We start from the raw sequence: 20,316 nt of genomic DNA on the forward strand, positions 1-20,316 counted from the left end.
CCAGGCCGTCAGTTGGCGCCGTGCCAGAGGCAAGCGTCGACGTCGAACGGCAGCAACTGGTCCCGGCTCGCCATGAGGTTGGCCCCGTGTGCCGTGACCCGGCGCATGTAGTGCCGACGGCATAGTGTCTCGTATCCGACCGCGGGGAGCAGCATGTCGGCTTGCCCCTTGCCATCCGCATCGCCTCCGTCTTCAAGGCCAGCATCCATGGCGACATCGCCCACAACGACTTGCTCGCCTTCGACCACCATGATGCCGTCCACGGTCCGGGCATTGTGTGTTGCGCGGCGGCCGCACCAACAAAGCGCCTCGACCTGCAGGACCTGCACCCTGTCCGCGAGTTCCACGAAACGCTGGGATCCCGGGAACAGCCGGGTGCGGAAATCCGAACTGATCCCGAAGGCGAACACGTCGACGCCCATTTCATCGACCACGCGTGCCAACTGTTCCACTTGCTCAGGCGAGTAGAACTGGGCTTCGTCGCAGATCAGGTAGTCCACCCGCAGGCCAGTGGTCCGGCGTCGTACTACCTCATCCCAGAAATCAGTGGTGGCGATGACTTCCACCGCATCCGTCTGGAGCCCGAGCCGGCTGGAGATGACCGAGCCTCCCGCGCGATCGTTGCAGCTGAAGCGGACTCCGCCGCGCCCACGGGCACGGTGGTTGTGATCCATCTGCAAAGCGAGAGTGGACTTGCCGCAGTCCATGGTTCCGGAAAAGAAAATGAGTTCAGCCACGGCGGCCTTGGGGTCCTCCCGCTTGGAAGCAGAGCAACGGCACTTCCCGTTCTGCCTTGGTCAGTGACCCGTGCTGCCCCACGACTTCCATCGCTGTGGGACGGACCCGGCGGACGTCGTAGAGGGCCAAAGTGTCGCGCGCTGCGATCATGACATCGCCGATCCGCGGGGAAACCTCCGGGCGCAAGGCTCCAAAGAGGCCCGCAGCAAGCGCTTGCTCGCGGGTGAAGGCCCAGATCCGCTCGCCGAAGCGGGTGCGCCAGGCATTCAGCAACGCCTCGCGGTGCATCTCTCCGGCGTCGGGTTCAAGGTACAAGTGGACCATGCGTGGTTCGCCGGCGGTGTGCCGGACACCGACAATGAGCGCCGCATCGGCGGAGTAGTCGAGGCGTTGCGACTCAGGGACGTCAACCATTCCGTGGTCGCCCGTGAGCAGGATGGTGGTGCCCGAAGGAAGGGAGGCAGAGAGCCTCTTGACGGTTGAATCGATTTCTTCGAGCTGGTGTTCCCAGCGATCTGACTGGGAGCCGTAGCGGTGCCCGGCTTTGTCCAGCTCGTTGACGTAGAAGTACATGAGCGAACGGGTTCCGGCGGCCATGGCTTCGCCGGCAGCTGCCGTTCGGGCATGCAGCGAGCTGCCGCCCACGAAACGGCTTCCCCGGAGCGCCGCGCGGGTCATCGGTGACGCGCCGAACTGGGGCAGGCTCACGGTGACGACGTCGGCATCGGCGGCCACGCGTTCGAAGATGGTCGGGAACGGTTGCCAGCTCAGGGGGTCCACCCCGGCGTCCCAATTGCCGAGCAGGTTGACCACTTTGTCCTGGGCGGGATCCAGGACGTCATAGCCCACCATGCCATGTTCGCCGGGAGTCCGGCCGGTACCGAGGCTGGCCAAGGAGGATGCAGTGGTGGAAGGAAAGGCCGAATCAAGCCAGGCCGGGACTGGTCCCTGCCCCGATTGCGCCACGGATCGCAGGAACGGAGTATGGGCAGCCTTCTGCTTGAGCAGGTTGCGGCCCAGGCCATCTGCGAGTACGACGCACACGCGCTGGGAGGCGGGCAAATGCAGCGTGTTCTCGAACCCGGGCAGGCCCATGCTCGCGGCCGCGCTGGTGAAGACTTCAGCAATCGACTTGCTGCCATACAGCGGCGCGGTGGGAAGCTCACAGGCTGCGCTGGCGACGGATGCGGTTTCCTGGGTGGCGTCCGAAGTGACCATCAGCGCTGGTGTCCGCGGCTCAGCCGGTTGCCGAAGACGCCCGGGCGGAGTCGCGGTGCGGAAATGGAGCCGGAGTGTGCTGAAGGCCCGGCATTGCCTGTATTGACGGCACGGAGGGCGCGGGCAAAGATCTTTGCGTCCTGCACTGCCCTGGGGCCGTCGGCCTCCGAGCTGATACGCAGCACGATGTCTTCCTGTGAAATGGTGCCGGTGTACCCGTGGTCGGCTTCGCATTGCGGATCTCCGCAGCTGGCGGGTCCCACATCCAGGCGCTGGCCGCCGGACCAGGCGATGGACAGGGTCAGTTCCCTGACGGGATCGCTCGGCGTGTAATTCTGCGGCTGCGCATACATGTAGCTCAGGACAACGGAACGGATCTGTGCCACGGGGACGGACTCGGTGGAAATCTGGGCGACGATCTGCTCGCCGGCTTCGTCAAGTTGCTGGTCGTCCACATGGGTGATCACCAGCATGTCCTCGGTGAGGACAAGAACCGTGATGTGGCGCCGCACCTCGGCGCGGTCGAAATGCGTTTCCAAATGCACCAAGTGGGCAAGGCAGTCCCGCCCGTCCAGCGCATCGGCCACCACGTCGGCAACCAGCACGGGGTAGAAACCGGCCCGCTGAAGCGCCTGGTCCAGGCTCTGCCCCTGCGAGCTGTGGTTGTGCGCTGCATGGTGCCCGGTGCTAGCCGGACCGGACGGAGGCGTCGGGGACTTCGAGCTCATGCTCCCATTTTCACAGATCGGCTGGGGACTTCATAACTGTCCGGTTCCCGTGCACTCAGCTGGGGGCCTTCAGCTGAGCATGGCACGGCGGGCGCTGTCAGTGCGCCGGGCCGCATTCCCGATCCATACCTCGGCCGCCAGGATTTTTACGCCGCGCGTCCCGGCCAGGACGGGATTGAACTCCACCAAGGCGATCTCGGGGTGTTCATCCTTGAGCCGGACCAGCCGGGCGCCGAGGTCCTCAAGGGCCGCCACGTCCACTGCCGGCAGCCCTTGGTAGCCGAACAGTTTCAGCGAAGCCCGCGGTGCCCGGATGAAGTCGTGAAGGTCGGCCGCGGACAGCGGCGGGACGCGGTGCGCCCAATCGTCCAGCAGGTTCACGGCGTCGCCCGCCAAACCAAAGGACACCACCGGACCCAGGAGCGGATCCTCGATCGCCCGGAAGGTGCAGGCCTGCCCCACCGGAGCCATCGCCTGGACCTCCATGGCAGGTGAGCCATAGGGTTCAAGCGCTCGGCGCATCTGCGTGATATTGCGTCGCAGGGAATCCGCGTCTTCGATGTCCAGTCGTACGCCCCCCAGGTCCAGCCGGTGCCTGAGGGCCGGATCGGTGGTCTTGAGGACCACGGGCCAGCCGAGCCGTTCGGCGGCGGCAACCGCGTCGTCGTCGTGCTCGAACACGGCTGACGGCACCACCGGAATGCCGTAGCGGGACAGCAGTGCTGCCCCTTCGCCGTCGTCGAGCCGGACCAATTGCTCCCCCGGGACGGAAGACAAGAGCCGTTCCAGGTGCGCCCGGGTGCCTTCCCGATCGCAACCGTCGGGCTCCACGAACATGCCCTGGTCCCGGTCCAGCCATTTCGCGTAGCGGACCACGGCGGCCAAAGCTGCCACTGCGCTGCCAGCACTGGAGTAGCAGGGAACGGACGGCCCCGACTCTCCGGCCGGAGACAGCAACCCGTCGAGTTGCACGGAGTTGTCAAGAATCCCGGCAAAAGCCGCGACGACGGGTTTGCCTGCCTCGGCAGCGCAGTCGGCGAGGACTCCGGCGATCGCTTCCATGGTGAGGCTGAGGGAGGGCACCATGGCCGCCACCACTGCGTGCACGGAGTCGTCCGCAAGATTCAGGCGGAGGCTGCGTCGCAGCGCTTCAAGGGCGACGGACATCCCGGAATCCAGATCGACGTCCGTCACAATCCTGTCGACCACGAGTCCTTGCGGCGCGGCGTTGTCCGCCACGACCTTTCCGAAGGCCGCGGAATTGCTGTAGACCGCGAGCGCGGGCCCCTTGGGTAACGGCTGGCTGGAAACGATCTGGGCCACATCCATCAGTTGCTCGATGGTTTCGACGGCGATGACCCCGGCCTGGCGCATCATGGCGTCCAAGGCCGCTGCCGGAGCCAGCGTCGTCCTGACCACGTGCCCTGGCGGAAGGCGAAGCCCGGTCACATCGGATTTGGCAACGATGACCGGTTTGCTGCGGGACAAGCGGCGGGCCAGACGGGAGAACTTGCGCGGGTTGCCGATCGACTCCAAATAGAGTCCGACGGCGGCGGTATCGGGGTCGTCTTCCCAAAACTGCATGACATCGTTGCCGGAAACATCGGCGCGGTTTCCGGCCGAAAGGAACGAGGAAATCCCCAGTCCGCGGCGGACGGCGGCGGCGTAGACCGAAACACCGATGGCCGCGGATTGCGAAAACAGTCCCAGGCCGCCGCGCTGCGGCAGGCTCGGGGCCATGGAGGCATTGAGCGAAACCTCCGGATTCGTGTTCACGATCCCCAGCGACTCGGGGCCGATCACACGCATCCCGTAGGACCTGGCCCGGCGTACCAGGGCGCGCTGCCTCGCCAAGCCCCGCTCGCCGTCGTCGGCATAGCCGGCGGTGGCGACCACGAGGCCTTTGACGCCGGCGGCTCCGCACTCGTCCACGACGTTCGGCACTTCTTCGTAGGGCACCGCGATGATGGCGAGCTGGACCGGCCCGGGGACGTCGGCAATCCGGGCAAATGACTTCATCCCGGCCAGCTCGAAAGCCTCGGGATTGACTGCGTAGACCGCGCCGGAGAACCGACCTTCAAGAATGTGCTCCAGCAGTTGGTAGCCGATTGTCCCCCACTTTCGGCTGGCTCCCACCACCGCGATCGACGACGGCGCCAAGAGGTCCCGCACGCTGCGGGCCTCCGCGCGGTGTTCGCGCGATTCCATGACCGCGAGGGATTTTTCGGTGGGGTCGATGTTGAATTCGACGTTGACCACGCCGTCATCGAATTTGCGCACGAGCTCGTAGCCGGCGTCGGCGAAGACCCGGAGCATTTTGCGGTTCTCGGGCAGGACCTCGGCAGTGAAGCGGCGGATGCCGTTCTCGCGGGCAGCCGCTGCCAGGTGCTCAAGGAGGATGGACCCGATGCCCCGGCCTTGCTGGACATCGGAGATGTTGAAGGCCACCTCGGCCTCTGTGGGGTCATCGAGCCGGTCGTAGCGTCCGACGCCGACGATCTCGCCGCCGATCGTGATGACGAATGCCACCCGGTCCGTGTGATCCACTTCGGTGAAACGCCGCAGTTCCTTGCTGGAAAGCCGCGATTTGAAAGTGAAGAATCGCAGATAGATAGACGTCTCGGATTGCGCCGTGTGGAAGGCCTGGAGCGCGCCGGCATCTTCGGGTGAGATGGGTCTCAAATGGGCCGTTCCGCCGTCGCGAAGCACGACATCGGCCTCCCAATATTCCGGATATACGCCGGCGCCGGGCTGATCCACCATAGGCTTAGCCTAGCTAAGACTTCCCGCAGTACACGTTTAAGGATCCACCGACTCCATGGCACGCAGCCAAAGTCCCTCCCGAGCAAACGCAGCCACGGCCGCAGACGCCGGGGACTTCACAGAGAACATCATCGATATCGACGTCACTTCCGAGATGGAAGGCTCCTTCCTGGAGTACGCGTACTCGGTGATCTATTCACGTGCGCTCCCGGATGCGCGCGACGGTTTGAAGCCCGTTCAGCGCCGCATCCTCTACATGATGAGCGACATGGGACTGCGTCCGGACCGCGGGCATGTGAAGAGTGCCCGCGTGGTGGGCGAGGTCATGGGAAAGCTGCACCCCCACGGCGACGCTGCCATCTATGACGCCATGGTGCGCATGGCGCAGGACTTCTCGCTGCGATTGCCCCTGATTGACGGGCATGGCAACTTCGGCTCGCTCGACGACGGACCGGCGGCACCGCGTTACACGGAAGCCAGGCTCGCCGCGGCTGCCCTGACGATGACCGAGCACCTCGACGAAGACGTGGTGGACTTCGTCCCCAACTACGACAACCAACTCACGCAGCCGGATGTGCTGCCCGCTGCTTTCCCCAACCTGTTGGTCAACGGCACGACGGGCATCGCGGTGGGCATGGCCACCAACATGGCCCCGCACAACCTGGTGGAGGTCATCGCGGCCGCCCGGCACCTCATCGCCCAGCCGGACGCCACCTTGGAAGACGTCATGCGTTTCGTTCCTGGCCCGGACTTGCCCACGGGCGGCAGGATCGTCGGCTTGGATGGAATCCGTGACGCCTACGCCACGGGACGCGGATCCTTCAAGACCCGCGCCAAGGTGGAGATCGAGCAACTGACTGCGCGCCGCACCGGGCTGGTGGTGACCGAACTCCCCTACATGGTGGGTCCGGAGAAGGTCATCGAGAAGATCAAGGATGCCGTCAACGCCAAAAAGCTGACCGGCATCAGCGACGTCATGGACCTCACCGACCGCAAGCACGGTCTGCGGCTTGTGATTGAAATCAAAAACGGATTCAACCCGAACGCCGTGCTGCAGCAGCTCTACCGGTTCACGCCGATGGAAGACTCCTTCGGCATCAACAATGTGACCTTGGTGGACGGGCAGCCGCAGACGTTGGGCTTGCTCCAGCTGCTTCAGGTATATGTCGGCCACCGCTTGTCAGTGGTACGGCGCCGCACATCATTCCGCCTGGGTAAGAAGAAGGACCGCCTCCACCTGGTGGAGGGCTTGCTCGTGGCCATCGTGGATATCGACGAGGTCATCCAGATCATCCGTTCCTCGGACGAGGCATCCGCAGCCCGGGAACGGCTGATGTCCATCTACGATCTGTCCGAGATCCAGGCCAATTACATCCTGGAACTCCGCCTGCGCCAGCTGACCAAGTACTCGCGCATCGAGCTCGAGAAAGAGCAGGACGAGCTGCGCCGCGAAATCGCGGAGCTTGAGGCGATCCTGGCGTCGGATTCGCTGCTGCGGGAGCTTGTGTCCGGGGAATTGGCCGACGTGTCCGAGAAGTATGGGACTCCGCGGCGGACTGTACTCCTCGAGTCCGAGGCCGTCTCCCCCACCGTGGCCGCTGCACTTGCGGCAGCCGCGCCGGCAGGCAAGGGAAAGGCCGCCGCGCTCCCGCTCGAAATCCCCGATGATCCTTGCTGGGCAATCCTGAGCAGCTCGGGCCAGATCGCCCGGACGTCCAATCAGGAACCGTTGGCTGAGTCAGGTCCGCGGAGCAAGCACGATGTCTACCGCTCCGTAGTCAAGACCACCGCGCGCGGCGAAATCGGTGCCGTCACCTCGCAGGGGCGCATGCTCCGGGTCCAGGTGATGGACATGCCGGCGCTGCCTCCCATGTCCGGCCTGCCCAATCTTGCCGGTGGCGTGGCAGCGAAGGACTTCATCACCTTACTCAAGGGCGAATCGCTGGTGGCGTTCGTGCCTCTGGACGCCGTGCTGGCAATCGGGACTGCCCAGGGCATCGTCAAACGCGTCCAGCCGGACTACCCGCTCAACCGTGAAGACTGGGAAGTCATTGCGCTCAAGGACAAGGACACCGTGGTGGGCGTCGAACCAGCCCAGGACGACGACGTCGAACTCGTCTTTGTGACCCGGCTCGCCCAACTTTTGCGGTTCAGTGCCTCGGCCGTCCGGCCTCAAGGCCGCACCGCGGGCGGTATGGCGGGCATCAAACTTGCTGCGGGCGACGACGTGATCCACTTCGGTACGGTACGGGCAAACGATCCTGCCGCCGTCGTCGTGACCATCGCCGGTAGCAACGGTGCCCTGCCGGGGACAGCTCCGGGCACGGCGAAGATCACGCCGTTCGAAGAGTACCCGGCCAAAGGCCGGGCCACGGGAGGCGTGCGCGCCCACCGTTTCCTCAAGGGTGAAGACACGCTGCTGCTCGGGTGGGCCGGTCACGGCCCCGCGAAAGCAGCATCCAGTGCCGGCGTTGCCCGTGCCCTTCCGCACGAACACGGCCGCCGCGACGGTTCCGGCGTTCCCCTCTCCCAGCCGGTGGATACGATTGGCGCGAGCATGGCGTGGCAAGAAGGAAACGCCGAGGAGAATTGACCGGAAGCGGCCCTTGGGGACTAAGCCTAGGGCGTTCTGACTACATCGTGGAGATGTTGAGGATGTTTCCTTCCGAATCGAGGAACCAGGCTCCCCTTTCGCCATCCGGCAAGGTGGCTACGCCGTTTTCGGTTTTCAGGCCCGGGAAGTCGTACTCTTCGAAAACGACTCCACGTTCCCTGAGATCGGCCATGTCCTTGTCCAAGTCCGTGCTTTGCCAACCCAGCTGGGTGTTCTTGGCGGTCCCGGCGTTGGGCGTTTCGTAGAGCACGAAGGCCGTACCGTTGGCGCACTTGTACGTCAGATTGTCCGAGGCGTCTGGATTGTCGGGTTCGAGACCGAGTTTGTCGCGGTAGAAGTCGCGGGCGCGGGCGAGATCGCTGGCAGGAAGCACGCCGGCGACGTTTAGATCCTTAAGCATGGCCATTTCACTTTCCAGGCTTCCCCAGCACCTAACTTTACTCCTGATCGGTCATCCGGAGCCCCGGTTTTCAGCGGTGGGACCGGATCTTGAGCGCGGGCCCTAGACTACTGCCATGCCGATCATTCCCGATAGCAAAGACTGGACTTGGGTCTTGTCCGCTCCCTGTCCCGAATGCGGCTTCGATGCCGCCACAGTGACCCCTTCCACGGTCCCAGGAACCGTCCTGAACATGTTGCCGCGCTGGCGTGCGGTGCTGCGCCGCGAAGACACTGCGACCCGCCCGAACGAACACACGTGGTCTCCCCTTGAGTACGCCTGCCATGTCCGGGATGTCTTCAGCCTCTTCGACCAGCGCCTGAACCTCATGCTGTGCGAGGAGGATGCCCACTTCGACAATTGGGATCAGGACAAAGCGGCGATCGACGGCGACTACGCCAACGCGGACCCGGCCGAGGTGGCTGCACAGTTAGCTGCCGAGGGCGGGCAAATCGCGAACTCCTTCGCCGCTGTCCACGAAGATGAGTGGCCGCGTACGGGTGTGCGAAGCAACGGCTCCACGTTCACGGTGCTGACGTTTGCCCAGTACTTCCTGCACGACGTGGTTCACCACCTGCACGACGTCGACGGCTAGGCGCATCAATGACGTGGAAAGACACACGGGCAACGCGGCTGTTCACTATTGACCTGCCGATCGTCGCTGGGGCCCTTCGGCGGCTTGTCCTCAGTAGAGCTGTCGGCCGCGGTCAGCGAATCCGGCGGGCTGGGTTCCTATGGGCTGTACGGCTACGAGGCGGATCGAATTGCCACCACGGCCCTCGAGCTCAGGGAAGCCAGTGGGAAACCGTTCGCCCTGAATCTATGGCTCCCCATCGAGGGCGAAGAACCGCCGAGCACGGATGCCGCGCAGTTCGCAGACTACGTGGAGGTCCTCCGGCCCTATTTCGAGCTTGTGGGAGTAGAGCCGCCCACCCAGCCGGACGCTTATATGCCCGATCCAGCGGCGCAGATCCAAGCAGCCATTGAAGCCCGGCCGGCCGTGCTGAGCTTTGTGTTCGGCGTTCCATCCGAGTCGGTCATCGAGCAGGCCCACCGGAACGGCATTGTGGTGGTGGGAACAGCGACCACCGTGGACGAGGCCGTGGCTTTGGATACCGGCGGCGTCGATGCGATCGTTGCCACAGGAATGGAGGCCGGCGGCCACAGGGTGTCCTTCCTGCGGGATCCCCAGGACTCCCTGGTGGGAACCATGGCACTGGTGCCGCAGGTCGTGGATGCGGTCTCAGTTCCGGTCATAGCCGCGGGCGGAATCGCTGATGGCCGCGGAGTAGCCGCCGCCCTGGCGCTGGGCGCGGATGCGGTCCAAATTGGTTCAGCCTTCCTCGCAACCCGCCAGTCTGCGGCCAGTTCCGCGCATGTTGCCGCCCTGCGCGGACCCGACGCCGCCCATACGGTCCTGACCCGGGCCCTCAGTGGCCGCTTGGCACGCGGTATCCCTAACAGGATCATCGCGGAGCTCGCCGATCCTCGGGCCCACGCACCCTTTCCCATCCAAAACTGGCTGACCGGCAAGTTCCGTCCCGCTGCCGCGGCACAGGGAATTCCGGGGCTCATGTCGCTGTGGGCCGGCCAATCGACGCCACTCATCCGGGAGGACGACGCGCGCAAGCTGATCACGGACATCGTCGAATCGGTGGATGCGATCTTCGCGCGGCTCGGCGCCTAGCTTCCTGTCCCTAGCTGCCGGGCACAAGCGCCGGCGTGTTCTGGGTTGGTTTGTTCTGGGCTGGTTTGTCCTGGGCTGGTCCGTTTTGGGCTGGTTTGTTTTGGGAGGTCCCGAGATCCAGCCGGGAGTCTTCCGCGCTCATATCAGCCGGGTTGTGAGTCACCAGGACGACCGTGACGTCCCTCAGGCCGCCGCGGAGTTCCGCCATCATGAGGCGGGCTGCTTCGGCGTCGAGGTGGGCGGTCGGCTCGTCCAGGAGCAGGACTTCCGCGCCGGTCAAGAGCGTGCGGGCCATCGCGAGCCGCTGGCGTTCGCCGCCGCTGAGGAACGAACCGGAGGGGCCGATGCGGCTGTCCAGGCCGGAGGGAAGACCGGACACCAGAGTGGAAAGCCCGACGGCGCCCAAAGCCTGCTGCATGTCCGCTTCGGAAGGCTTATGGCTTGCAGGACGGGCGAGGAGCAGGTTGCCGCGGATGGTGGAGTCGAAGAGGTGCGCCTCCTGCGGACACCAGGCGGCGGTTCCACTGACGTATGCAGCACCGGACGACGCCGGCAGGAAACCAAGCAGTACCGACAGCAGCGTGGATTTGCCGGAGCCGGACGGGCCCGTCACTGAGAGCCAACGCCCGGGAGCCGCCTCTGCACTGAGCCCGCTGAACAGCGGCGGGGCGCCCGGCCATGACGCTTCGAGGCCGTCCAGCAGCAGCCCCGGGGAACGGTCGGGGCGCTCCGGCAGCGCCAGTACACCGGCCAGCACACCGCCGTCGGAATCCGCTGGGGTATCGAAGGCCCCGGACCCTGCGATCCGCCGCACCACCGCGGTCAAGGCGGGAGCCTGCCGCACGGCAGAAACTACAGTTCCGTACGGTTCCGCGAGGGCCAGTTGAACGAGAACGACGACGGCGAGCACAGCAGGCGCAACGGTCCCGGCCTGCACAGACGGCGTCGCGAGAAGGCCGGCCGCCAACGCGCCGAGCGTACAGGCGAGCACCGTCAATCCTTGGCCTATGCCCTCGGCCCACGCCGAGCGTTGTGCCGCCGCAGTGGCTGCGCTGTCCCGCCGGGTCAGGGCCGACAGGACAGGTCCGGCAATGCCGTTGGCGCTGAGATCGGCGCGGGCGTCAAGGGCTGAGGCAACCTCGCGCAGCACGAGTGAGCGCAGTTGCTGCTCGGCGCGTGCAGCGTTTCGGTCTGCCGCAAGGGCAAGAAGAGGGGCCAATACGAGGCCAACCACCGCGGCGGCTACAACGGCCGGCACCGCGGCAGGGACCAGGATGGCTGAGGTGATTGCCGCCGACACCGCGACGGCAAGGGCCGAGAGGGGCGGCAGAATGACGCGCGGCAAGAGGTCCCGCAGAGTATCGACGTCGTCGACCACCGCGCCAAGCACGTTGCCGCCCTGCAGGAGCCGCCTCAAGGACAGCGCCCTTTCGCTAAGCGCCGCCCAGAGCGCACCCCGAAGCCTGGTCATCGCGGCGAAGACCGCGTCGTGGACCACGAGCCGCTCACTGTACCGCAACACTGCCCGGCCAATGCCGAAGAACCGTACGCCCACGATTGCTCCCAGCAAGTACAGGATGGGCGGTTGCTCGCTGGCCCGGATGATGAGCCAGCCGGACAGCCCGGACAACGCCACGGCAAAGACGGCTGCGAGCGCGGCAATCAGAACGGCACCCGCAAATCTGAAACGGACGGGTGCCAGGATGCGCGCCAAAGCTCTGAAGGTGGAGAGGTTTCCCCGGGATTTAGTGTGCGAGTCCATCACGGTAACAGGCTGGAGCGCAGGCACCTTCGCGGCGGTAGCAGTGTTGGCGTCAGCAGTGTTGGCGTCAGCAGTGTTGGCGCTAGCCGGGCTGGGCCGCTCCGTTGGCGTCCCGCCGTCGAGCTCCACTACGTGGTCCGCAAGCCTGCGGGTTGCCGCGTCGTGGGCTACCAAAATGACCGTCGCAGTCCCGCGCAACCTTTCGATTGCGGCCCGGATGGCGTCGGCGGAGGCGGCATCGAGGTGGGCGGTAGGTTCATCCAGCAAAAGGACAGTGGCGCCGGCTTTGAGGCGCGCCAAACCGCGGGCCACGGCAACCCGGCGCAATTCACCAGGCTCAGCTCGGCGGCGTGCTTGGCGGCAAGGTGCTCGGCTGCGGCCAGCTGCAGGCAGGCCATCGCCGTCGCTGTGTCCGCCTCCGGCTTTGCCTCGGGGCCGGTCAGGTACAGGAGGATCTCGTCCAGCACCGTATCGGCCACCATGACGGGATGCTGAGGTACCCAGGCCACGGCACCGGCTCCCAGACCCGTCACCGAACCGCCGAGGGAAGCCAGCGGACCGTCGCCGATCGTGCCGGCCAGAACGCCGAGGATGGTGCTCTTGCCTGAACCGCTCCGGCCGGACAGGGCCGTGATGCGCCGGGCGGGAGCATGGAAATCGACAGGCCCGACGGCGGCCACGCCCCTTCCGGCATACGTCACCTTCAATCCTTTGACCACGACGCCGGCCGCGGCAGCGCCACTCCGGGGCTCCGTGCCGGACGCTTCATTCAGTGGGCGGCCCGCCGGCGACTCCAGCACCGCGTTGGCTGCGGTCAATGCTTCGCGGCCGTCGTCGCTGGCGTGGTGGGCAGTACCCAGCTCCCGCAGGGGAAGGTAGCAGTCCGGGGCGAGGATGAGGGCCAGCATGACTGCCTCCAGGCCCATGTCGCCAGCCACGAGCCGAACGCCGATGAACACGGCGACCACCGCTACCGAAATGGTGGCGATCAGTTCCAAGGCGAGCGCAGAGAGGAACGCAGTCCGCAGGGTTCCCATGGTGCGCGAACGGTATTCCTCCGAGAGGTCTTCCAGGGCCGCACGCTGTTCGCGGGCCCTGCCCAGACCGACGAGTACCGGAAGTCCCTTGGCCAGCTCGAGGATGTGACCGGAGAGCCTCCTGAGCGTGGATTGGGCTTCGTGGACCCGGTCCTCGGTGTGGCGGCCGATCAGCACCATGAAAAGCGGCACCAGCGGCACGGTCAGGACCACAACCAGGGCGGTGATCCAGTCTGCGAAGAGGATGCGCACGCCGAGGAGCAGTGGAACGGCTGCGCAATTGACCAAGGCCGGCAGGAACTGCGTGTAGTAATTGTCGAGGGCATCGAGTCCGCGTGTCGCGAGCACCGCCAGCCCGCCGTCGTTGACTTCGCCGACTCGTCCCGCGGCCCCGGAACGCAAGGCACGGCCCAAAAGCCTGGACCTTAGCTCTTCCTTGACGCCGAGGGCTGCCCGGCGTGCCGCAACTCCTTGGCCCCAGACCGTCAGGGACCGAAGCACCGCACCGGCGGCACCCCAGAGAAGTGTTTCCCGCCACCCCAAGCCGCCCGCAGCAAGTCCGGACAGCATCCCCGCGATGGCTTGCGCAATCAAGACCAGGGACAGTGCCTTCAGCGAGGACAGCAGGCCAAGGACATACAGGGCGGATCGCGTAGCCGGTCCGGCAGGCAGCAGGGGCTTCATTCGTTACTCGCCGACGCCGTCTGTCGTGCCTTTAGCAGCCGGGCCTTTAGTGACTGTGCCTTTGGAGACCGGACCGGCCGGTGTAGGACTGCCAACCAGCACCTTGGCTGCGATGGCCGGCAGGAAACCATGTGCGGCCGGAATGTGGGCCGCGCTGACCCGACGGCGGAACACCCAGTAAGTCCAGGCCTGGTAGGCAATGACGAGGGGCAGCCCGAACGCAGCCACGATGCTCATCAGCCCCAGGGTGTAGTCGGAAGACGAAGCATTGGAAATGGTGAGGTTGAAGGCGGGGTCCAGGGTGGAGGGAATCACCACGGGGAAGGCCGCGCCGAAGATGGATCCAGTGGCGCACACCAAAAACGCACCCAGGGCTCCGAAGGCCTTGCCCTCGGCTCCCCTGCGGGCAAGGACCCACGCAGCCGAGGCGGCGAGGATTCCCACGATCACCAAGAGCCAAGTCCAGGGCTTGCCGCTCAGGAGTTGGAGGGCGACCATCCATGCCAGCAGCGGCAGGAGCGCGACTGGCGCGAGCCGCACAAACCACCGGCGCGCCCGGTGGCGTACCTCGCCGTCGGTCTTGAGGGCCAAGAAAGCCAGGGCGTGCACCAGTGCAAAAGCCACGACGGCGAGTCCGCCCAGCACGGCGTATCCGCTGAACCAGGCGAAGGGGCCACCCTGCCTGTCTCCGTTGGCGTTAAGCGGCAATCCAGTGGTGGTCAGCGCGAGTGCCGCGCCGATGCCGAAGGCAGCCGTGAACGATCCCACGGCAATGGCCCAGTCCCAAACGGTCCGCCAACGCGCAGTGTCCACCTTGCCGCGGTATTCGAAAGCGACGGCACGGAAGATCAAGGCCACGAGGACAATCAGGAGAGGGAGGTACAAAGCGGAGAACAGGGAGGCGTACCAGAGCGGGAAAGCCGCGAAGGTAGCACCGGCCGCAGTCAGCAGCCACACTTCGTTTCCGTCCCACACGGGGCCGATCGTGTTCAGGAGCACGCGGCGATCGGTGTTGTTCCGAGCGAGGACCTTCATGAGCATTCCGACGCCGAGGTCGAAGCCCTCCAGGAAGAGGTAGCCCGTCCACAGCACGGCGATGGCCACGAACCAGACGGTTGGCAACAGTTCCATTCGAAAGATCCCTTGCTTCCTAGTAGGCGAATGCCAGGACGTCGTCAGTATCGCCGGACTGGCCCGGTGCACCCGGGGTCCCGCCGTCGTCGTCCTTCTTGTTCTTGTGAGGCGCTTCCGCGAGCTCCGGCATCGCTGAGGCCACACCGCCGCGGGCGTATTTGACCAGCAACCGGACTTCCACCACCAAAAGCACCGCGTAGATGGAGGCCAATACCACCAATGAGGTAATGAGTTCAGCAGCGGATACGCCTGGTGAGACGGCCGCGGCCGTGAACATGAACACCTGGTCGATGCCGCTCGCGTCCGGATTGGGTGCGACGACGAACGGCTGCCGGCCCATTTCGGTGAAGATCCAGCCGGCGGCGTTGGCTCCGAAGGGAGCCAGGATGCCGAAGACCGCAAGGCACATGATCCACCGTGATTGCGGCACGGTGCCCTTGCGCGTGGCCCACAGGGCGAGCAGCGCGGCGAAGGCTGCGAGTCCGCCGAAGCCGATCATCGTCCGGAAGCCCCAATACGTCACTTCCATCACGGGCACGTACTGGATTTCCTGGCCCGCGCGGTCGCCGTAGAGGGGGTCGTTCGGCAGATGGGTGCCGTACTTTGCCTTGTATTCGTCCAGGAGGCTGTTGACCCCCTTCACTTCGGTGGTGAAGTCGCCCTTGGCCAGGAAGGTAGAGGATGCCGGGCACCTCGATCACGGCTTTGATGTCGTTGCAGTTCTTGGATCCCAGGTTGCCGACGCTCAGTACGGAGAATCCGGTGCCGTCGTGGCAGGCTGCTTCCGCCGCTGCCATCTTCATGGGCTGCTGTTCGAACATGAGCTTGCCTTGGAGGTCGCCTGTGACGGCCGTGCCGGCGAAAGAGATCATGGCGACGACGGCGCCGATCCGCAAGGAGCGAATCCAGACGTTGTAGTCGGTCTTGTCCCGGCCGGGAATGTTCGCTTCGCCGGGAACGGCCCGTCCGTCAGGGCCGATGGTGTCGATGCCGTCGTGGCGGCGGCGCCACAGGTGGTACCAGGCGATACCCAGAAGGAAGGCACCCGCGACACCGAGGGCGCCGAAGAGCGTGTGCGGCACGGCAACCAGGGCAGTGTTGTTGGTGAAGACCGCCCAGGCGTCGGTCATCTGGGGGCGTCCGTTGACCATCTGCACGCCGACCGGGTGCTGCATCCAGGAGTTGGCCACGATGATGAAGTAGGCCGAAAAGAGCGAACCGATCACGGCGATCCAGAGGCAGGCCAGGTGGACACCGCGCTTGAGCTGCTTCCAGCCGAAGATCCAGAGCCCCAGGAAGGTCGATTCAACGAAGAACGCCAGAAGCGATTCGAGTGCGAGCGGGGCGCCGAAGATGTCGCCGACGAAGCGGCTGTACTCGCTCCACGCCATGCCGAACTGGAATTCCTGCACGATGCCGGTGGCCACGCCCATGATGAAGTTGATGAGGAAGAGCTTGCCCCAGAACTTGGTCATCCGCAGGTATTCAACCTTGCCTGTGCGGTACCAAAGAGCCTGGATCACGGCCACTACAAGCCCCAGCCCAATGGTGAGGGGCACCATCATGAAGTGGTAGACCGTGGTGATTCCAAATTGCCAGCGTGCGATTTCCAAGGCGTCCATGGCTGTCCTTATTATCCGGCTGTCCGCTAAGCGGCGTCCATCTTCTACATTGCGTAGAAAATACTTCTTCTACACAGTGTAGAACAAACCGCTGCGATGTGGTCACCACTCTTCCAGCGGCGTCACACAGTCGCAAGGACACGCGGGGCCGCTTTTTCTACTTCATGTAGAATCGCGCTCCGAAAAGCGATAGATTGAGGGTGGAATGTTGGATCGTCGCACTCCCTCGCCTCATATCGCGGCGGGGAATTGCGGAAAGTAGGGATGCATTGATGGCAAGTCTTGGCGAACTGGAACGGGCGGTCATGGATCTGCTCTGGGCGGGCCAGGAGGCTGCGACAGCCAATACACTTCGTGACCTGCTGGCACAGGACTCTGCTGCCGCAGACGGCATTGCCGGACACCAAGGCAAGGACCTCGCTGTCACCACCGTGCTGACTGTCTTGTCCCGCTTGGAGAAGAAGGGCCTGGTGGAGCGCGAACGGGGTACCCGTCCGCACCGGTATCAGGCCGTTTCGAGCCGTGCCGACCACACCGCAGACCTCATGCATGAGGCACTTGGATCCGCCCCTGACCGCGAAGCCGTGCTGGCGCGGTTCATCGGTTCCGTGAGCGAGAGTGAAGCTGCCACGCTGCGCAAGCTGCTCGGCAAAAACTAACCACCCATGTTCTGGACCTCGTATTTCCTGGCGGTCCTTGCTTTGGTGCTGGCCTGGCCAGTGCCGGTTCTTTTATCGCGTGCCGAATGGCCCGCGCGCGCACCCTTCACGGCTATGGTCCTCTGGCAAGCCATCGCGCTTGCCGGTGGCCTTTCGATGATCGGGGCCATGCTCGTCTACGGCCTTGAGCCCATCGGCGTCAACCTCATTGCGGGGCTCCGGTCCTTGACTGGAATGGTGCTCCACAACGAGCCCACCACAGCCCTGGGCTTCTGGCATCTGTTTGCGTTGTCCGCCGCGGCACTCTTGAGCGCCCACTTGGTGTTCACCCTGCTGCTGACTTACGTCAAGATCGAACGGCAGCGGCGCCGCCACCGGGAACTCCTCGCCCTTCTGGCCTCACCCTCCGACGACGGTCCGGGCACGGTGGTCATCAACCACGACTTCCCCGTTGCCTACTGCCTACCCGGCGGTGCGAGGTCGGTGACCGTTCTGTCCGATGGCCTGATGGCAGCATTGGAGCCGGCTGAGCTCCGCGCCGTCCTGATCCATGAGAACGCGCATCTCTCGCAACGCCACGACCTCCTTCTGTGGGCCTTCGCCGCGTGGCGTCAGGCGCTGCCTTGGTTCCCCACCACGCGGCTGGCCCAGGTAGCGGTCAACTCCTTGATCGAGATGCTCGCGGATGACGTTGCGCTGCGGACCGAGAGCAAAGAAACCCTTATCAAGGCGATCGCGATTGTGGCGAGCGGTTCCGCCGGTCCCGTGGAGCAATTTTCTCCGCACGGACCAAGCACCGGGGCCACTTCCACTGACGACAGCATGTTGAGCGGAACCGGCGGTGCCGATTCACCGCGTACGACGGCGTCGCGCGTCAGCCGGCTGCTCTCACCCAAGCCTCCGCTTCCGTCAGCCCTGCGCGGCATGGTCCTCGCGGCGTCGGCCATGCTGCTCGCGGTACCCACAGGCCTGCTGATTGTGCCCGGCCTGCTGGGTTGAATCAGGCGTCAATCCGTTCGCGGTCCAGATCTGCGGCGCCCGCAATTATGAAGTCCTTGCGGGGGGCGACGTCTGAACCCATCAACAGGTCAAAGGTGTCCTCTGCCATCTTGGCGTTCTCGATCCCCACTTTGCGGAGCGTGCGGTGGCGCGGATCCATGGTTGTCTCGGCGAGTTGCTCGGCGTCCATTTCGCCCAGGCCCTTGTACCGTTGGATCGGTTCCTTGTAGCGCTTGCCTTCCTTTGCGAGCCTGGCCAGCAGGACGTGCAGTTCAGCCTCCGAATATGTGTAGATCATCTCGTTGGCCTTCTGGCCGGGGTTGATGACCTCCACCCGGTGCAGCGGTGGGACTGCCGCGTACACGCGGCCTTCATCGATCATCGGGCGCATGTACCTGAAGAACAGGGTGAGCAGGAGCGTGCGGATATGGGCGCCGTCGACGTCTGCATCGGTCATCAGAATCACTTTGCCGTAACGCGCGGCGTCGATGTCGAAGCTCCGGCCCGAACCGGCACCCACCACCTGGATGAGGGCCGCACACTCAGCGTTGGAGAGCATGTCCCCCACCGAGGCCTTCTGCACGTTCAGGATCTTGCCGCGGATCGGCAGCAGGGCTTGGAAGTCCGAGGACCGCGCAAGCTTGGCCGTGCCGAGGGCGGAGTCACCTTCCACGATGAACAGCTCAGAGCGTCCGACGTCGTCCGTGCGGCAATCTGCCAGCTTGGTGGGCATCGACGAGGTTTCCAGTGCATTCTTCCGGCGCTGCGTTTCCTTGTGGACGCGGGCGGAGATGCGGGACTTCATCTCGCTGACGATCTTCTCGAGCAGCAGGGTGGACTGGGCTTTGTCGTTGCGGTTCGCCGAGTTCAGGCGCGAAGTGATCTCTTCCTCGACCACCTTGGCAACAATCGCCCGGACAGCCGAAGTGCCGAGGATCTCTTTGGTCTGCCCTTCGAACTGCGGCTCTGCCAGGCGGACCGTCAGCACTGCCGTCAGTCCGGCCAGGACATCGTCCTTGTCGATCTTGTCGTTGCCCGCTTTAAGCTTGCGCGCGTTCGTCTCCACGGCCTTGCGGAAGGTCTTCAGGAGTGCTTGCTCGAAGCCGGCCTGGTGCGTGCCGCCCTTGGGTGTGGAGATGATGTTGACGAAGCTGCGCATCGTGGTCTCGTAGCCGATCCCCCAACGCAGCGCGATATCCACTTCGCAGTCGCGTTCCACTTCGGCGATCTTGCTGTGACCGTTCTCGTCCAGGACCGGAACGGTTTCCTTGAACTTGCCTGCACCGTGGAGCCGCCAGATGTCAGTGACGCCGGAATCCGCGGCGAGGAAATCGACGAACTCGGAAATGCCGCCGTCGTGGTGGAAGACCTCTTCGTGCGGGCCGTGCTCGCCGGGGGTGCCGGGAAGCCGCCGATCGTCGCGCACCGTGAGCTTGAGGCCAAGGACCAGGAACGAGGTTTGGCGGGCACGCGCCGCGAGATCCTCCAGGGAGAACTTCGCGTCCGGGGTGAAGATCTGCCGGTCTGCCCAGTAACGGATACGGGTACCCGTGACTCCGCGCTTGGCTTTGCCGACGACGTCGAGCACCGAGCCTTCGACGAACGGTTCAAAAACCGACGTCGGGCTGGGCTTGGAACCGACGTCCTTGAACCGGCCGGGTTCGCCCCGCCGGAAAGACATCTGGTAGGTCTTGCTGCCGCGGTCCACCTGAACGTCGAGCCGGGCCGAGAGGGCATTCACTACGGACGCGCCAACGCCATGCAAACCGCCGGACGCCGTATAGGAGCCGCCACCGAACTTTCCGCCGGCGTGCAGCTTCGTGAAAACGACCTCGACGCCGGTGAGTCCGGTCTTGGGCTCCACGTCCACGGGGATGCCGCGGCCGTCGTCGTGGATTTCGACCGAATTGTCCGCATGCAGAATGATTTGGATGTCGTGCCCAAAGCCGGCCAGCGCCTCGTCCACGGAGTTGTCGATGATTTCCCACAGGCAGTGCATGAGGCCGCGGGAGTCGGTGGAACCGATGTACATGCCCGGACGCTTTCGGACGGCCTCCAGACCTTCCAAAACGGAAAGGTGCCGGGCGTTGTATTCAGAACTCGGTGCCACGGGCGGGGCGCTCCTTCGGGTGTAACAGAGGCAAATTAAGGCTCCCTCTAGGCTAGTCGCCCCGGAGCCAAGACGAGCGCTGCCACTCCCAACAGTGCTGGACCCCACTTCCTCACGTTACG

Annotated in this window: 14 protein-coding genes and 1 pseudogene; 5 read left to right on the top strand and 10 right to left on the bottom strand. The window is 64.8% G+C overall.

Annotated features, from left to right (window positions below):
- Positions 1–8: 8 nt before the first annotated feature.
- The 4 genes from ACF0H6_RS13545 to ACF0H6_RS13560 form a co-directional block, all read right to left on the bottom strand.
- Complete coding sequence (locus ACF0H6_RS13545; RefSeq protein WP_395250148.1) at positions 9–737, bottom strand: thymidine kinase; 729 nt, start codon at positions 735–737, stop codon at positions 9–11.
- Positions 730–1,956 (bottom strand): alkaline phosphatase family protein, encoded by a 1,227-nt coding sequence (locus tag ACF0H6_RS13550; protein ID WP_395250149.1) that lies wholly within the window; start codon positions 1,954–1,956, stop codon positions 730–732. The genes ACF0H6_RS13545 and ACF0H6_RS13550 overlap by 8 nt, the downstream gene beginning before the upstream one ends.
- Positions 1,956–2,684 carry a DUF5998 family protein gene (locus ACF0H6_RS13555; protein ID WP_395250150.1) on the bottom strand — a complete coding sequence of 243 codons (729 nt, stop codon included), beginning with the start codon at positions 2,682–2,684 and terminating at the stop codon, positions 1,956–1,958. Before ACF0H6_RS13555 ends, ACF0H6_RS13550 begins: the two co-directional genes overlap by 1 nt.
- Positions 2,685–2,753: 69 nt before the next feature.
- Positions 2,754–5,447, bottom strand: a complete 2,694-nt coding sequence (locus ACF0H6_RS13560; RefSeq protein WP_395250151.1) for a GNAT family N-acetyltransferase — start codon at positions 5,445–5,447, stop codon at positions 2,754–2,756.
- 55 nt (positions 5,448–5,502) lie between these two features.
- Here ACF0H6_RS13560 and ACF0H6_RS13565 point away from each other — a divergent pair, with 55 nt between their 5' ends.
- Complete coding sequence (locus ACF0H6_RS13565) at positions 5,503–8,040, top strand: DNA topoisomerase (ATP-hydrolyzing) subunit A (RefSeq protein ID WP_395250152.1); 2,538 nt, start codon at positions 5,503–5,505, stop codon at positions 8,038–8,040.
- A gap of 40 nt (positions 8,041–8,080) precedes the next feature.
- On the opposite strand, the gene ACF0H6_RS13570 is transcribed toward ACF0H6_RS13565, so the two are convergent.
- Positions 8,081–8,461 carry a VOC family protein gene (locus tag ACF0H6_RS13570; protein WP_395250177.1) on the bottom strand — a complete coding sequence of 127 codons (381 nt, stop codon included), beginning with the start codon at positions 8,459–8,461 and terminating at the stop codon, positions 8,081–8,083.
- 115 nt (positions 8,462–8,576) lie between these two features.
- On the opposite strand from ACF0H6_RS13570, the gene ACF0H6_RS13575 reads away from it, so the two are divergent.
- The gene (locus ACF0H6_RS13575; protein WP_395250153.1) at positions 8,577–9,095 is read left to right on the top strand and encodes a DinB family protein; all 519 of its coding nucleotides are present in this window, start codon (positions 8,577–8,579) and stop codon (positions 9,093–9,095) included.
- Between the two features lie 84 nt (positions 9,096–9,179).
- Positions 9,180–10,187 carry an NAD(P)H-dependent flavin oxidoreductase gene (locus ACF0H6_RS13580; protein WP_395250154.1) on the top strand — a complete coding sequence of 336 codons (1,008 nt, stop codon included), beginning with the start codon at positions 9,180–9,182 and terminating at the stop codon, positions 10,185–10,187.
- Positions 10,188–10,197: 10 nt separating this feature from the next.
- On the opposite strand, the gene cydC is transcribed toward ACF0H6_RS13580, so the two are convergent.
- From cydC to ACF0H6_RS13600, 4 genes and pseudogenes are all read right to left on the bottom strand, one after another.
- The gene (cydC, locus tag ACF0H6_RS13585) at positions 10,198–11,949 is read right to left on the bottom strand and encodes a thiol reductant ABC exporter subunit CydC (RefSeq protein ID WP_395250178.1); all 1,752 of its coding nucleotides are present in this window, start codon (positions 11,947–11,949) and stop codon (positions 10,198–10,200) included.
- Between the two features lie 167 nt (positions 11,950–12,116).
- A complete protein-coding gene (locus tag ACF0H6_RS13590) occupies positions 12,117–13,670 on the bottom strand; it encodes an ABC transporter transmembrane domain-containing protein (protein ID WP_395250155.1) in 1,554 nt (517 codons plus the stop codon).
- 3 nt (positions 13,671–13,673) lie between these two features.
- Positions 13,674–14,801 carry a cytochrome d ubiquinol oxidase subunit II gene (gene cydB / locus ACF0H6_RS13595; RefSeq protein ID WP_395250156.1) on the bottom strand — a complete coding sequence of 376 codons (1,128 nt, stop codon included), beginning with the start codon at positions 14,799–14,801 and terminating at the stop codon, positions 13,674–13,676.
- A 19-nt stretch (positions 14,802–14,820) separates the two neighbouring features.
- Positions 14,821–16,426, bottom strand: a pseudogene (locus tag ACF0H6_RS13600) (cytochrome ubiquinol oxidase subunit I).
- A 272-nt stretch (positions 16,427–16,698) separates the two neighbouring features.
- Between ACF0H6_RS13600 and ACF0H6_RS13605 the strand changes: the two are divergent.
- Positions 16,699–17,085 (top strand): BlaI/MecI/CopY family transcriptional regulator, encoded by a 387-nt coding sequence (locus tag ACF0H6_RS13605; protein ID WP_395250157.1) that lies wholly within the window; start codon positions 16,699–16,701, stop codon positions 17,083–17,085.
- Positions 17,086–17,091: 6 nt separating this feature from the next.
- Positions 17,092–18,084 carry a M56 family metallopeptidase gene (locus ACF0H6_RS13610; protein WP_395250158.1) on the top strand — a complete coding sequence of 331 codons (993 nt, stop codon included), beginning with the start codon at positions 17,092–17,094 and terminating at the stop codon, positions 18,082–18,084.
- A gap of 1 nt (position 18,085) precedes the next feature.
- Here the strand turns inward: ACF0H6_RS13610 and ACF0H6_RS13615 are convergent, their stop codons facing one another.
- Positions 18,086–20,194, bottom strand: a complete 2,109-nt coding sequence (locus ACF0H6_RS13615) for a type IIA DNA topoisomerase subunit B (protein ID WP_395250159.1) — start codon at positions 20,192–20,194, stop codon at positions 18,086–18,088.
- Positions 20,195–20,316 lie beyond the last annotated feature (122 nt).

It is taken from the genome of Arthrobacter sp. NA-172 (assembly GCF_043952055.1).
Taxonomy (GTDB): Bacteria; Actinomycetota; Actinomycetes; order Actinomycetales; family Micrococcaceae; genus Arthrobacter.